This is a genomic window from Dyadobacter sp. 3J3 (assembly GCF_009801115.1).
Taxonomy (GTDB): domain Bacteria; phylum Bacteroidota; class Bacteroidia; order Cytophagales; family Spirosomataceae; genus Dyadobacter.
This window is the reverse complement of record NZ_VTOL01000007.1, coordinates 238,560-254,101: the sequence shown is the minus strand read 5'-3', so window position 1 is coordinate 254,101 and position 15,542 is coordinate 238,560. Positions and strand designations below refer to the sequence as shown.

Sequence of the window (15,542 nt, the reverse complement as noted above, 5' to 3'; positions counted from 1 at the left end):
TTCGGGTAATTTTGTAAAGCGATGATATTTTTGAAAATCAGTTTGAAAATGCCTGCTGTATGGTATTGAGAAATATTAAGCTGACGGTTGTTCAATAAGGATTGTAGGTTTTAAAACAATTGTCACCTACAAAATGTGATTACTGTATTTAAATTGTGGTATTTTTGTACCATGAATACATTGCCTGTTACAATCCGTTTTCAAGATTTATCCGAGTTGGATACTGTTGCGGCTTCTTTATTACAGTTGGGAGAAAATGTTCCGGTTTGGCTGTTTGATGGTCCCATGGGCGTTGGTAAAACTACATTGATCAAAAAACTTTGCGAGCTTCTTGGCGTTCAGTCTATTGTGCAAAGTCCTACGTTTTCAATTGTCAATGAATACATTACCACGGACAGGAAAGTGATTTATCATTTCGACTTTTACCGGATCAGGAGTGAAGTGGAAGCGTTGGATATTGGCATTGAAGAATATTTTGATTCCGGCGGATTTTGTTTCGTCGAGTGGCCTGAAAAAATAGAATCACTTTGGCCATATCCGCATCTGCTGATAAAACTAAATTCGGATGAAACCGGCGAACGCGTTTTGGAAATTAATGAAGTGAAAAGCTGATCAAGTAAAATATCCTCATACAACTCACCAAGTACAAATTTAATTTTTTACCTATTCCATGGCACAACCGCAAATAAAGGGTTTTGAAGAATTGGCAAAACAGTCGGCGCTTTATCCGCAGGAGTCATTACTGGCAACCCGGAAAAATCAGAATTCCTTACTTATTGGTTTGCCCAGAGAAGTTTCGTTACAGGAAAATCGTATTGCATTAACACCGGATGCAGTCAGTATTCTGGTGAGAAACGGACATGAAGTTTGGGTTGAAAAAAATGCAGGAAAAAGTGCCAATTTCTCAGATCATGATTATAGTGAGGCCGGAGCCAGTATTGTTGCCGGACCTAAGGAAGTTTATCAGGCCAATCTGATTTTGAAAGTGGAACCGTTGGTAGAAGAAGAATTTGGTTTTATTAAAGCAGGTACAACGCTCATTTCCGCATTGAATTTGCCAACGCTGGAAAAGAAATATTTCGAAAAACTGAATGAAGCAAAAATTACCGGTATCAGTTATGAATTAATTGAGGATCAGGTAGGAGGAAAACCTATTATCAGGGCAATGGGGGAAATTGCAGGAAGTACGGTTTTGCTGATCGCGGCGGAATATTTGTCTAACCCGAATGGCGGGCGAGGTATTATCCTGGGCGGCATTACCGGCGTGCCACCGACAAAAATCGTAATTCTTGGTGCGGGTACGGTAGCAGAATACGCAACACGTGCGGCGTTGGGTTTTGGTGCCGATATCAAAATTTTTGACAAACATATTTATCGTTTACAAAGACTGAAATATTCTATCGGGCAAAATCTTTACACTTCAATTATTGATTCGGATACCCTGGCAGAGGCTATCAGCCGTGCCGATGTGGTTATTGGAACCATGCGCGCTGAAAATGGAATGAGTCCGATGGTTGTGACAAAAGAAATGGTTGCGGGCATGAAACAGGGTTCCGTCATTATTGATGTGAGTATCGATCAGGGAGGATCTTTTGAAACTTCTAAAATGACAACGCACAAACACCCAACTTTTAAATACAAGGACGTGATCCATTATTGTGTCCCAAACATTCCATCGCGCGTAGCCAACACAGCCAGTACAGCTTTAAGCAATGTTTTTTTGCCTTTTTTATTACAAACCGGAACAATTGGCGGCATCGAAGAAATGATTTATGCAAATCGTTGGTTTATGAAAGGAGTGTATTGTCATAAAGGAACATTAACCAATTCGCACATCGCCAGGAGTTTCAACATGCGTTATAAGGATTTGACGTTGTTACTTGCGGCGAGAATGTAAGGTAGGTTTTGGCTATTAGCGGATGGCTTTTAGCTTGACCAAGCGTTCGGAATAATAGTTAATACATCAAAATTGTCTTTCAAATTGTTTTATTAAAAGTAAGGTAATAAACTGGGTAGCTGTGAAAGCCAATTTCTCTACACCAAAAACTTAATAACCACCAAAACCGGCTAACGGGCGAAAAGCTAACGGCTAAAAGCTAATAGCCAACAGCAAGAAAATTATGATTAACAACAGCAATGAAAACTCCATGATGGACGATGCCAACTCACCCGAGTTGAACAGGAAATTGATGGGATATGTGTCACAGGATTTTGTCAGGGTTTCGGATCAGTTAAAAGATGCTTCTTATCAGATACGTAAAAGAGGATTTTCTGAGAACCCGATTTTTGTCATTACAAATGAAGAAGTAGATCTTGGTGTTTTACTGATCGGATCCACTGAAATGACGAACCGTTATAATTACAGAGCCTCATATATGCAGGAATTTTTAGACAGGAAATTAATAGGAGAGGAGTCCGTTGATCTGTTTAAAGAGAATTATAAAAATGCAGATGAGTATTGCTGCCTTTTTGCATTAATTGGAGATTTTTCGGGTTTTATTTTTGTGCCATATCCGGAGGATAATTAAAAAAATTCTATTTAAGATAAAATTTTTTAAAAAGCTGTTACTCAAACTTTGGGTAGCGGCTTTTTTATTTGCCACATTTTATTCGAAAAATACCTTACTAAAAGGGTTTAGTAGTAAAAGGCCTATTTAAAATGTATTTATTACAATTATTAAATAATAATAATAAGGCCTTAAGAGATTAATTAAAATTATTTAATTACGAAATATATTAGGATATTTGTTCAACTGCCAGAACTCCAATCCAATATTTGGCTATTTTGGTGTGCAACCTATGTTTTATTTTTAAAAAGTAAATTGTTTATGAAAGAAAAACTACTAAAAATTTTCCTGAAAGGTTTCGTGCCATTTGGGATGTTTTTGTTATTTTCCTTAAATGCGTCTGCTCAGGAACGGACCGTTACAGGTACAGTAACAGATGAGAGAGACCAGGGGCTTCCTGGTGCAACAATAACGCTAAAGGGATCATCCAAAGGATCTAATGCAGACGCAAATGGAAAATATTCTATTGCAGGAGCAAAATCAACTGACGTCCTGGTTATTAGTACTATTGGGTATTTGAGACAGGAAATCACAATCGGAAGCCGTACGGTTGTCGATGTGAAACTTGAACCGGATGTTGCCAATCTTCAGGAAGTTGTAGTAACGGCACTTGGTATTAAAAAGGACACCAGAAAACTTGGATATTCTGTGACATCCGTAGAAGGAACGGCGTTCAATCAGGCGCGTGAAACCAACGTTGTTAATTCACTTCAGGGACGTGTGGCAGGTTTGAACATCAGCCCTGCAAGCGGTGGACCTGCATCTTCTTCTCGTATCAACCTTAGAGGTGTGAGCAATTTCAAAGGTGGTAGCCCACTTTTCGTAATTAACGGCGTACCCATGGATAATACACCAAAAGGAACTGCCGGTGAATGGGGTGGAGCAGATAACGGTGACGGTATCGGTAACATTAACCCGGATGATATTGAAACCATGACAGTTTTGAAAGGTGCCAGTGCCGCTGCATTATATGGTACTCGTGCTGCGAATGGCGTAATTTTGATCACAACAAAATCAGGTAGCAAAAATTCTTCACTTTCAGTTGAATACAACAGCAATACTCAGTTTGACAAGGTGATCAATTACACTGATTATCAATATGAATACGGTCAGGGTCAGCAAGGTAAACGTCCAACGGATGTAAACAGTGCAAGAAATTCCGGTATTTATAGCTGGGGTGAGAAAATGGATGGTGCGCAGTATACACAGTTTGATGGCAAACAGTATGCATATTCTCCTGTAAAAAACAACATCGACAAGTTTTACAGAACAGGTGCAACGTATACAAACACGGTTTCAGTTTCAGGTGGTGGTGAAAAAAACAGTTTCCGTTTGTCACTTTCCAACATGAGCGCAGATGCAGTTTTGCGTAACAGCGGTGTGAACAGAAGAACGGTCAATTTAAACCTTACACAAAAAGTAACAGACAAACTGGATGTTAGTGTAATGGCCAATTACATTGATCAGAGTGATAAAAACAGAGCTCAGTTAAGTGATGCTCCGTTGAATGCCAATTACGGTATTGCGTTTCTTGCAAGCAGTTTCAATCAGGAAGCTTTAAAACCTGGTTACAATCCTGTTACTGGTGCCGAGTTGACTTTCAGTGATGATACGTACAAGACCAATCCTTGGTTTGTAGTAAATCAATACAAAAATACGCAAAACAGAAAACGTCTTATTTCTGCCATTACTACTAAATACCAGTTTGCAGACTGGATTTACCTTCAAGGTCGTATTGGGTATGATAATATCAATGACGCTGGTTTTAGTATTACTCCATGGGGAACAGCGTTTTCCAGCAAAGGTAGTGTTGGAAATGCCAAGCAACAGACTACCGAATTAAACTTTGACGGTCTTCTGGGAATTAATAAGAAAATTGGAGACGATTTTGGTGTTAATCTGGCATTGGGAGCTAACCTAAGAAAAAACAAACTTGAATCTGTTTCTGTTGGTGGTGGAACTTTAAGTATTCCTTATTTATACACATTGTCAAACACGCTTACGAAAAATCAGGGTTATTCTTACAATGAAAGACAAGTTCAGTCGGGTTACTACACCGCCGACTTTGATTTCAAGAGTTACCTGACTTTGTCTACAACCGGTAGATATGATGTTTACTCAACACTTCCATCTAAAAACAGAGGTATTTTTGCACCTTCGGTTTCTGGTAGTTTCATCTTCTCGGAATTGATAAAAGTGCCGTCAATGGACTTTGGTAAAATCAGAGCTTCTTATGCTCAAACAAGCGGTGAAGCATTTGATGCTTATTTGACAAGTCAGTATTATTCTTTGGGTAATACCATAAACGGTTTGCCACAAGGTGGATTTGATTCTCAGCTTCCAAATATCAATCTTAAACCATATAGATTGAAAGAATTTGAAATTGGATTTGAGACTAAATTCCTTCAAAACAGAATCGGACTTGATGTTGCGTATTTCAATCGTAAAACATCAGATGAAATCGTAAATGGACCTTTGTCTACAACAACAGGGTACACTTCACAGGTATTAAACCTTGGTTCTACCAAAAATTCAGGTGTTGAATTACTATTGACGGCTACACCGGTACAAACAGGTAAATTCAAATGGGATGTTTCTTTCAATGTTACAAAAGTGAAAAACACAATTGTTGATATTGACGGTTTGGATGCAACAGGACAGCCAAAAACCAAAATCTTCGGTTTGGGAACATATCGTCCTTTGAACGCAAACATTGCACATGTAAGAGGAATGGCTGCTGCTCAAGTAATGGCTTACGATTATTCTTACAATGCAAGCGGAAAAGTAATTGTTGGTTCTGACGGTATTCCTGTTCGTGGTGAGCTGAAACCGATGGGTTCTACTTTGCCAAAAGTTTATGGTGGTTTTAATAATACATTGAATTACAAAGCTTTTGCACTTTCTTTCTTGTTTGATTACAAATTCGGCGGTAAGGTTTTATCTGCAACAAACCATTATTCTATCGTAGATGGTCTTAACAAGATTACACTTCCTGGAAGAGAAACAGGTGTTGTGGCTGACGGTGTTACTGCTGATGGTGCTACAAATACAAAGAATGTGGATGCACAAACGTATTACTCGAAACTGGTAACGAACGTATCCAAGATCAACGTATTTAGCTCCGATTTTATCAAGCTTAGACAAGTTGTTTTCAGCTATAACATGCCGTCAAAATGGTTTAACAACAAGTTGCCATTTGAAGGTATTTCAATATCTGCTGTTGGAAGAAACCTTGCTACTTTGCTAAAACATACAAAGAATTTTGATCCGGAAGCGGGTTTCTCTTCCAACGTTGGCTACGCAGGTGTTGAAGGGTCACAATATCCTTCAACCAGATCTTATGGTTTCACAATCAACGCGAGATTCAAAAAATAATGACTATGAAAAGATTTTCAATATATAGTGTTTTTCTGGTCCTGTTTGTAATGGCGGGATGTACAGATAAGTTTGATGAAATAAACACGGATCCGACAAAGTCCAGCGAATCGACCTGGGATCCGAATTTCTTTCTTCCAAACGCTCAGATCAATTACATCAATCTGGGTTACGGAAATATCATCTATCAAAGTTTGATGATGCAGGTTTTGGCATCTACATTTTCTTACTATGGAAACGGTGACAAGTATGTAAATACGCAGAACTCTACAAGTTATCAGGGTAGTATTTTCAATACTACCTACGGTAATGTTGGTAAGTTACTTGCAGAAATGATTCGTCTGAGTGCAGGTAAAGATCAGTACACGAACCTGTATAACGTTGGTAGAATTCTTCAGGTAATGAATTTTCAGCAGGGAACGGATACTTACGGGGATATTCCATATTCAGAAGCTTTTAAAGTGAAAGATGGAGTAGCTACGCCAAAGTATGACACGCAGCAGTCAATTTATGCGGCTATGCTTCCTGAGCTTGAATCAGCGATTAATGGTCTTGATGCTAATAAATTGAAACCAACCGGTGATTTATTTTATGCAGGCGATATCACTAAATGGAAGAAATTTGGTTATTCATTGATGCTTCGTGTAGCAATGCGTTTGACAAAAATTGATCCTGCAACAGCAAAAACATGGGCTGAAAAAGCGGCAGCTGGCGGAACATTTACTTCTATTGATGACAACGCAAAGGTTATTGCAGATGCAGCCAATGCGAACTCGGCAATATATAATGTATATCAGGTAACAGATGATTTCCGTGAGCTTCGTTTTTCTAAAACGCTTATTGATAATCTGAAATCTGCCGGTGATCCACGTTTAAGCGCAGTCGCAGAAGTGCCTGCTGCTGGTGCTGCTGCTAACGCACTTCAAACGCTTGTGGGTGACAATTCTGCTGCTGTACAAATGGGATTACCTAATGGTTTTGACCTGATCGGTGGTGCTACGGATATTACAAAAAGTGCAGGTTATCCGGGTCCAACAGGAACAGGAAATGACGTTGCGCCGCTTGGAAAATATTCAAGACCACGTATTTCGGTTTACCTGAAAAGAGGTGGTACTCTTGAAGTGTTGACATATCCTGGTACTGAACTTCTTTTGGCAGAAGCCAAGGCAAGAGGCTGGAATATTCCGGGAACTGCTGCTGATCATTACAAAAATGGTGTAGTTGGTGGTATGACAACGTTGGCGCAACTTGATGCTTCCGCTACAATTTCCTCTGCTACGGCAACTGCCTTTGCTGATGCACATCCTTTGGACGTTAGCTCTTTGGATGCATCCTTGAAAATGATCAACACGCAATACTGGATCGTTACAGGAACTACCTTTGATTTTATGGAAAACTGGAGTAACTGGAGAAGATCAGGTTATCCTGTTTTAACGCCTGTGAACTATCCAAGTAATGTAACCAACGCAACAATCCCAAGACGAATGATTTATTTGTCAACTGAGATTATTACAAATGGTACAAGCTATACTGAAGCGGTTAGCCGTCTTTCGGGAGGTGATAAATTGACAGGAAGAGTTTGGTGGGATAAATAGTATTTCGCTTAAATAATTTGACTAAAAAAACTTCAACGCATTGTTGAAGTTTTTTTAGTTTTTATATAATATCTTTCGTTACATTTTTCATACTATTTCATGTTGACGAATAAGAAGTTGCCACATTACGCAATACAAATATTTTTGCTAAGCTTTCTCATTTCGAATGTGAAAGCCCAACAACCGCTTTTTCAATTACTGACACCAAAACAGACCAATATTGAATTTCGTAACGACATCAATGAAGACGAAAGTCTGAATGTAATGGCCTACGAATATTTTTATAATGGCGGTGGTGTTGCCGTAGGTGATGTGAACAATGACGGGTTTGAAGATGTGTTTTTTACATCGAATATGAAATCCAATAAACTCTACCTGAACTTGGGCACAGGAAGTGGGGGAGGAATAAAATTTAAAGACATTACCAGCTCAGCGGGAAAAGGATTAGAAGGCAGAAAAGGCGGATGGAAAACGGGTGTCACAATGGCCGATGTAAACGGTGACGGATTGCTGGATATCCACATTTGTTATTCGGGAAAAGTGGATGATGAAACCCGGAAAAATCAGCTTTTTATAAATCAGGGAGTTAAAAATGGCTCGGTGAGTTTTTTGGAACAGGCAAAGGAATACGGACTGGATAACATCAGTTACAGCACACAAGCCAATTTTTTTGATTTTGATAACGACGGTGATCTGGATATGTTCCTGCTGAACCACAGTGTAAAAAAAATTGATAACATGGAATTAGCCAACTTTCGTAAAGAAACGGACGAACTGGCAGGTAACAAATTGTTTGAAAACAAGAATAATAAATTCGTAGAAGTCACTAAAAAGGCTGGTATTTATCAATATCCGTTAACATTTGGTTTGGGAGTTGCCATTGCCGATATTAATCAGGATGGCTGGCAGGATATCTACGTTACCAACGATTACAACGAGCCGGATTATTTGTATATCAACAACGGAGACGGCACTTTTCGCGAAGATTCTCAACAATGTTTTCGGCACCTTGCCCAGTTTTCGATGGGGTTGGATATAGCTGATTTTAACAATGACGGTTTGCCGGATATCATGTCGCTGGACATGCTGCCGGAGGACAATCAGCGTCAGAAACTTTTGCAGCTTCAGGAAAATTATGAAGCTTTTGAATTGATGATGAAGCAAAATCTGTACAAACAGTACATGCGTAATATGCTTCAATTGAATAATGGTGACGGAACCTTCAGTGAAATCGCTCAGGTGTCGGGTGTTTCCAATACGGATTGGAGCTGGTGCCCGCTTTTGGCGGATTTTGACAATGATGGTTATAAGGATTTATTCGTAAGTAACGGTTATCTAAGGGATTACACCAATAAGGATTTTTTGAAATACTGGGGAGAATATAAGATCAAAAAAGCAGTCAGTAAAGAGCCGTTTTTACTGATGGATCTGATCAAGGCCATGCCTTCAACCAAACTTGCCAATTACATTTTTAAAAATAATAAAGACCTGACTTTTACTAAAATGCAGGATACCTGGGGATTAAACAATCCTTCCATTTCGAGCGGAGCAGTTTACGCAGATCTTGATAATGACGGCGATCTGGATCTTGTCGTAAACAACATTAACGAGCCTGCTTTTGTATATCAGAACATGGGACGGGAGCAATCGAAATCTTCTTATTTGCAAATAAAGCTGAAACAGCCGGAGGGTAATATCAACGCCGTTGGTGCAAAAGTTTATTTATTTTCAAAGGGAAAACAGCAGTATCAGGAAGTAAATCCAAACCGTGGATATTTGTCCTGCCTGCCGGTTAAGCTTCATTTTGGTTTAGGGAATGATACGCAGGTAGATTCTGTGAGAATAATATGGCCGGACCAGAAAGAACAATATTTAACCAACGTTACCGCGAATCAGTTGCTGGTAGTTGAAAAGCAATCAGGAAAACTGAAAAAAGTAAAAACGGACCAGAAAAAAGAGCGGACTGTTTTTATAAAAGCCGATAACCTGATAACGTATCAGCATGAGGGTTTCAATGAAAATGATTTCAAAAGACAGCCTTTGATGTTATCCATGTATTCCCAAACCGGTCCGATCGTTGCCAAAGGTGATGTGAATAAGGACGGTCTGGAAGATATTTACGTTAGCGGAGATCAAAATAAACAGGCGAAAATTTATTTGCAGGATTCCAAAGGCGAATTCAAAGAAATGCCTGGTTTTGCAATTGGGGATGAAAATTTATCCGGCAATTCGGCAGCACTTTTCTTCGATGCCAATGGCGATGGTTTTGACGATTTGTATATTGCGAAAGGAGGATATTCACTTTTTGAGCCCAACACGTTTTCCCTTCAGGACGAAATTTACCTGAATGATGGAAAAGGAAAACTGAACCTGGCCGTATTGTCGATGCCGAATATGAAGGCAAGTAGCAAATCCTGCGTTAGGGCCTGTGATTATGACGGCGACGGCGATCAGGATTTATTTGTAGGCGGCCGCATTATTCCAGGTAGATATCCCGAAGCACCGACTTCATTCCTTCTGACGAATAATGGAAAAGGAGAATTCTCAGTTACCGTGGTTCCTTTTTCAAAAGTTGGAATGGTAACGGATGCACAATGGGCTGATCTTGATGACGATGGAAGAAAGGATTTGATTATCTGCGGAGAATTTATGCCAATTAAGGTTTATGCCAATACCAAAGAAGGTTTTGTTGATAAAACGCTTCAATATTTTGCCGGGGAAGAATCGGGTTCCTGGTCTTCCATGATTATTGAAGATTTGGACGGCGATGGGAAAAAGGATATCGTAGCCGGGAATTTCGGGATTAATTCGCAGATCAAAGTTTCCCATAAAGAACCAGGTGAATTGTATTTTGCTGATTTTGATAAAAACGGTTCAATCGATCCATTTTTTAGTTTTTACGTTCAGGGGAAATCATATCCATTCGTAAGTCGCGATGAGCTGAATGACCAGATTTATCCAATGCGGAAGAAATTTGCCTTTTATAAAGATTATGCAAACGTCAGCATCACCGATATTTTCTCACCGGAAATTTTGGCAAAAGCGGCTAAGCTGGATTTTAACGAAGCACGCACGGTTTGCTTTATGAACAAAAGCGGACGTTTTGAAAAACAGATTTTACCAATTCAGGCTCAGTTTGCACCCATTACGTCCATTTTATACCAGGATTTTGACCGTGATGGAAACAAGGATCTACTATTACTGGGAAATAAATCTGACAACCGTTTGAAACTGGGCAGTATGGATGCCAATTATGGCTGTTACCTGAAAGGTGACGGAAAAGGAAAATTTGCTTATGTAAACCAGGCCATTTCCGGACTTTCTGTAACAGGAGATGTAAAAACGGCTTTTGAAATTAAAGTCAAAAAACAGCCTTTTCTGGTAATTGGAGCCTTCAATAAACCCTTGCAATTTTATCAATCAGAGAAAAAGTAATGAAGAAATTCTTGTTAGTAAATTTGTTTTTTTGCCAATTTGCCCTAGCTCAAAATTCAGGAAAAGAGCTGGATTCACATTTGCAGCCTGCGATTTTTGCCATCACCATGGTCATGATCCATGATGTTGCAAATCCACCAGCAGCCAGCCGGTTTTATACCTATTGCCTTTTAGGAGCACAGGAGATTGTTGCTCAAAACAACAAATCCATTGTTTCGCCAACGGCATATATCAAAGATTTGAATAAAATTGAAATAGAAACAAAGGGCAGGTATGATTATAAAATTGCTGCATTATACTGCATCCTTGAAACAGGTAAAATAATTCTTCCGTCCGGATATATGCTGGAAGAAGATGAGACAAAACTGGTTGATGCTTTAAGAAAGCAAGGTTATTCAGAGGCTATTATTCAGCAGTCCGTTTTGGTAGCACAGGAAGTCGCCAAAAAGATAATCGTTTTTTCCACGCAGGACAATTATTCCAAACTGAGTACAAGGCTTAGATATCGTCCGTTGAAAGGAGAACAATATTGGTACCCGACACCTCCCGGCTATATTGAAGGCGTGGAGCCGCATTGGCGTACCATTCGTCCGGTTATGATTGATTCGAGTAGCCAGTTTAAACCAAAACCCGAAGTGCCATTCAGTAAAGATACTTCCAGTGCTTTTTACAAACTTACTTATGAAGTGTTTGAAGCCGGGAAAAACCTGGATGAAAAAAAACGTGTTATTGCATCTTACTGGGACTGCAATCCTTTTGCGATTAATACTTCCGGACATATGATGATTGGATTTAAGAAAATCAGTCCGGGCGGGCACTGGATGAATATAACGAGTATTGTTACTACGAAAGCAAAAGTAGATCTGGATCATGGAATCATGATTCACGCCATTGTTGCGGGCACTTTGATGGATGCCTTTATCAGCTGTTGGGATGAAAAATATAAGGGAAGTCGCGTAAGGCCTGAAACCGTTATCAACCGGTATATAGATCCCCGTTGGCAGCCACTTTTACAAACGCCGCCATTTCCTGAATATACCAGCGGGCACAGCGTAATTTCAACTGCGGCGGCTGAAATGCTGACATATTTTTTAGGAGATAATTTCTCTTTTACGGATAACACGGAATTGATCTTTGAATTACCAACCCGGGATTTTACCTCATTCCGGCAAGCTGCCGAGGAAGCATCTATTTCCAGACTTTATGGAGGTATTCATTTCCGGGATGCTATCGTCAACGGACAGGATCAGGGTAGGAGAGTAGGGGAATTTGCTATTGCAAAAATTAAAAGGGCGGGTGTGATGCCAATAAATGTAAAGTAAGTCATAATGGCGAATAAAATTTTGTAATATGTATTATTCGTGAATTATTATAACTGATTTTATTAAATATAAAAAATTTTATTAAAATCAAATTAAATATATCCGAATAAGTTAATTGGTGTCTGGTTTTTTTTAGATTTATTGGAAAATTAAAACTAACCCAATTAACCTATGTTTAAAGAACTACGACCATGGCTGCTGACTTTACTCGCAGTAGCTTTATTTAGCGTTCCGATCTTTGCACAGGATGTGACTGTAACAGGTAAAATTCTGGATGAAAATGGAGCAGGATTACCAGGAGCGAACATTCTTCTAAAAGGTACAACCCGCGGAACAAATTCAGATGGCGAAGGAAAATTCAGTATTGCTGTTCCATCAACAGGCGGAACATTTGTAATTTCTTCTGTTGGTTATCTGCCAAAAGAATTGAATGTAAGCGCTGCAACATCTAATGTAAATGTAGGTCTGGAACCGGATGTAAGAAGTTTAAATGAAGTTGTGGTGACTGCCTTAGGTATCGAGCGAAGCGCGAAATCGCTTACTTACGCAACGCAGCAAATTGCAGGAAAACAATTGACAGATAACCGTGATGCAAACTTTGTAAACACGCTTTCTGGTAAAGTGGCTGGTTTAGTAGTTTCACAAGGTGCTGCCGGACCGGGGTCAGCTGCACGCGTTATTTTGCGTGGTAACAGATCCATCACAGGTAATAACAATGCTCTTTTTGTAGTAGATGGTGTACCGATCGATAACAGTTTGCTTGGTCAGGTAGCCAGTGATTTTGGTGGTAGTAACTCTTCGGATGGAGCTTCAAACATTAACCCGGACGATATCGAGTCTATGAACGTATTGAAAGGTGCGGCTGCATCTGCATTATATGGTAGCCGTGCTGCCAATGGTGTTATCATGATCACTACCAAAAAAGGGAAAGCCGGTCAGATCTCTACAAATGTAAACTCAGGTGTAACGATGGAATCTCCATTTTTACTTCCAAAAGTACAAAATGAATATGGACAGGGAAGTGCAGGCGCAACAGGAACCGGAGCAAGCAGCTGGGGACCAAAAACCACTACTTATCCTAATAACATCAGCGATTTCTTCCGTCATGGTGTTTCTACAAATAACTCGATTGGTATTTCAGGTGGTACGGATAAAATTCAGACTTACACATCTTATACCAATAATTACAACCAGGGAATTGTGCCGACTAATAATTTGATGCGTCATACATTCAATTTGCGTATCAGCAGCCAGGTTACAAGTAAATTGTCTGTGGATGCAAAAATTACTTATGTAAATCAGAAAATCGACAACAAGCAGTTAACGGGAGAAGCCAGTAATGTCATGCAGCTTTATAAAATTCCGCGCAGCGTTGATTTGGACACATATCGTAATTATGAAGGTTCTGATGGTTATCCAACTTATTGGACGACATCATCAATCTATACAAACCCGTTCTGGAATATTCACAAAAACACAGGACAGGAAAAAAGAAACAGGATTACTGCATTGGGTTCTGCAAAATATCAACTTGCAAGCTGGTTAAGTGTTCAGGGACGTATAAGTTATGACCGTTATGATGATGTGGTAACCAATAGAACTGCCAACAACAGTTTAGGAGGATTGCCAGGTGGTTCTTACAGCGATTATCAAAACAATGTTTTGGAGCGAAATCTGGATGTTCTTCTTTCAGGTAACAACAAACTTGGAAAAGACTTTGTATTATCTTACAATTTAGGTGCTGGTCAAACACACAGAGAATATTCACAAATTGGTGGTAACGCAGGTGGTTTGACTGTTCCAAATAAATTTGACCTTTCTTTCGCCAGAACACTCACAAAAATTGCAGATTATTCAGAAAGAGAATTGCAGTATGTATTTGGAACAGCATCTCTTTCTTACAAAGATTTCATCACAATCGATGCTTCTGCCCGTAATGACTGGTCTTCTACATTGCCAAAACCTTATTCTTATTTCTATTCATCTTTTAGCGGTAATGTAATTCTTTCCGAAGCAATCAAAATGCCTCAGTGGATTAGTTTCGCGAAGGTACGTGGGTCATGGGCGCAGGTTGGAGCGGATACAGATCCATATCGTCTTAACCAAAATTATACGTTTTATCAGGGTGGCAACGGCGGAGGTTATATTTCAAGAGATAATACGCAGCCTGCAACAAACCTGAAACCGGAAATTTCTTCATCTACTGAATTTGGAGCTGATTTGAGATTCTTCAACGGAAGACTTGGTATTGACGCGACTTACTACGTTTCAAACACCGTCAATCAGTTGCTAAGTTTGGGTAAAGCGCCTGCATCAGGTTTCTTGTCTCAGTATATCAACGCAGGTAAAATCAGAAATAAAGGTTTTGAACTTACTTTAACCGGGAAGCCGATTAAAAACGGAAAACTGAACTGGGATGTAACGTTGAACATGGCGCGAAATGTGAACACGATTATTAAACTTGATCCAAACATTAAATCTGCATTTCTTTCAGGTGGATACGGCCGTACCGCTTCTCCAATTGTTAAAGAAGGAGGTTCTTATGGAGATCTTGTTGGATACAAATGGTTAAGAGATGCACAAGGCAGATTCGTTGTAACAGCTCCTGATGCAGATGGTAAAAATGGTGGAAAACCAGTTTCAACGGCAACACAGGATGAGAAAGTTGGTAACTTCAACCCTAAACTTACAGCTGGTTTGAACAACGCATTTTCTTACGGCAACTTCGTTGCAAGCTTCCTTGTCGATGCTCGTATTGGTGGCCAGATGACTTCGGGTAGCCAGGCTATTCTTGCCAATGACGGAAATGCTGACTACACGACTAACTTCCGTGATGGTGGCTGGGTAATTCCAGCGGTAACAACAACAGGTGAAGTAAATACTACGCCAATTAACGCTGAAACTTTCTGGACAACTGCTTCCGGTGGTCGATATTCATGGGCTGAATTCTTTACTTATTCAACTACAAATGTTCGTTTAAGAGAAGTTACAGTGGGATATAACATTCCTGTTGGTGAGAAATTCTTCTTCAAAAGTGCACGTGTGTCGTTTGTTGCAAGAAACCTTTTCTTCATTTATAGAGGATATGCAACAATGGATATTCCTGGAATCGCGAAAAGAAAATTGCCGTTTGATCCGGACGTAACACTTGGTTCAGGAAACTACCAGGGTGTTGAATATGGTACTATGCCGTCAACCAGAAGTATTGGTTTAAATCTAAAATTGAGTTTCTGATCAATCCAGTAACA

General features: G+C 39.6%; 8 protein-coding genes. All 8 read left to right on the top strand.

What is annotated here, in order from left to right; genetic code table 11:
• Positions 1–171: 171 nt before the first annotated feature.
• The 8 genes from tsaE to FZF08_RS16840 all read left to right on the top strand — a co-directional run bounded on the left by tsaE (position 172) and on the right by FZF08_RS16840 (position 15,528).
• On the top strand, positions 172–612 hold the full coding sequence (gene tsaE / locus FZF08_RS16875; protein ID WP_159470847.1) for a tRNA (adenosine(37)-N6)-threonylcarbamoyltransferase complex ATPase subunit type 1 TsaE: 441 nt from the start codon (positions 172–174) through the stop codon (positions 610–612).
• 58 nt (positions 613–670) lie between these two features.
• Positions 671–1,897 carry an alanine dehydrogenase gene (locus FZF08_RS16870; RefSeq protein ID WP_159470845.1) on the top strand — a complete coding sequence of 409 codons (1,227 nt, stop codon included), beginning with the start codon at positions 671–673 and terminating at the stop codon, positions 1,895–1,897.
• Between the two features lie 223 nt (positions 1,898–2,120).
• Positions 2,121–2,528, top strand: a complete 408-nt coding sequence (locus FZF08_RS16865; RefSeq protein WP_159470843.1) for a hypothetical protein — start codon at positions 2,121–2,123, stop codon at positions 2,526–2,528.
• Between the two features lie 300 nt (positions 2,529–2,828).
• Positions 2,829–5,942, top strand: a complete 3,114-nt coding sequence (locus tag FZF08_RS16860; RefSeq protein WP_159470841.1) for a SusC/RagA family TonB-linked outer membrane protein — start codon at positions 2,829–2,831, stop codon at positions 5,940–5,942.
• Between the two features lie 5 nt (positions 5,943–5,947).
• On the top strand, positions 5,948–7,537 hold the full coding sequence (locus tag FZF08_RS16855) for a SusD/RagB family nutrient-binding outer membrane lipoprotein (RefSeq protein WP_159470839.1): 1,590 nt from the start codon (positions 5,948–5,950) through the stop codon (positions 7,535–7,537).
• A gap of 99 nt (positions 7,538–7,636) precedes the next feature.
• Positions 7,637–10,972 carry a VCBS repeat-containing protein gene (locus FZF08_RS16850; protein WP_159470837.1) on the top strand — a complete coding sequence of 1,112 codons (3,336 nt, stop codon included), beginning with the start codon at positions 7,637–7,639 and terminating at the stop codon, positions 10,970–10,972.
• On the top strand, positions 10,972–12,294 hold the full coding sequence (locus tag FZF08_RS16845) for a vanadium-dependent haloperoxidase (RefSeq protein ID WP_159470835.1): 1,323 nt from the start codon (positions 10,972–10,974) through the stop codon (positions 12,292–12,294). Before FZF08_RS16850 ends, FZF08_RS16845 begins: the two co-directional genes overlap by 1 nt.
• Before the next feature lie 171 nt (positions 12,295–12,465).
• On the top strand, positions 12,466–15,528 hold the full coding sequence (locus tag FZF08_RS16840) for a SusC/RagA family TonB-linked outer membrane protein (protein WP_159470833.1): 3,063 nt from the start codon (positions 12,466–12,468) through the stop codon (positions 15,526–15,528).
• Positions 15,529–15,542 lie beyond the last annotated feature (14 nt).

What these genes read in the sequence shown, in the direction of transcription:
- tsaE (WP_159470847.1), top strand. Translation starts at nt 172, where the DNA reads ATGAATACATTGCCTGTTACAATCCGTTTTCAAGATTTATCCGAGTTG.
- FZF08_RS16870 (WP_159470845.1), top strand. Translation starts at nt 671, where the DNA reads ATGGCACAACCGCAAATAAAGGGTTTTGAAGAATTGGCAAAACAGTCG.
- FZF08_RS16865 (WP_159470843.1), top strand. Translation starts at nt 2,121, where the DNA reads ATGATTAACAACAGCAATGAAAACTCCATGATGGACGATGCCAACTCA.
- FZF08_RS16860 (WP_159470841.1), top strand. Translation starts at nt 2,829, where the DNA reads ATGAAAGAAAAACTACTAAAAATTTTCCTGAAAGGTTTCGTGCCATTT.
- FZF08_RS16855 (WP_159470839.1), top strand. Translation starts at nt 5,948, where the DNA reads ATGAAAAGATTTTCAATATATAGTGTTTTTCTGGTCCTGTTTGTAATG.
- FZF08_RS16850 (WP_159470837.1), top strand. Translation starts at nt 7,637, where the DNA reads ATGTTGACGAATAAGAAGTTGCCACATTACGCAATACAAATATTTTTG.
- FZF08_RS16845 (WP_159470835.1), top strand. Translation starts at nt 10,972, where the DNA reads ATGAAGAAATTCTTGTTAGTAAATTTGTTTTTTTGCCAATTTGCCCTA.
- FZF08_RS16840 (WP_159470833.1), top strand. Translation starts at nt 12,466, where the DNA reads ATGTTTAAAGAACTACGACCATGGCTGCTGACTTTACTCGCAGTAGCT.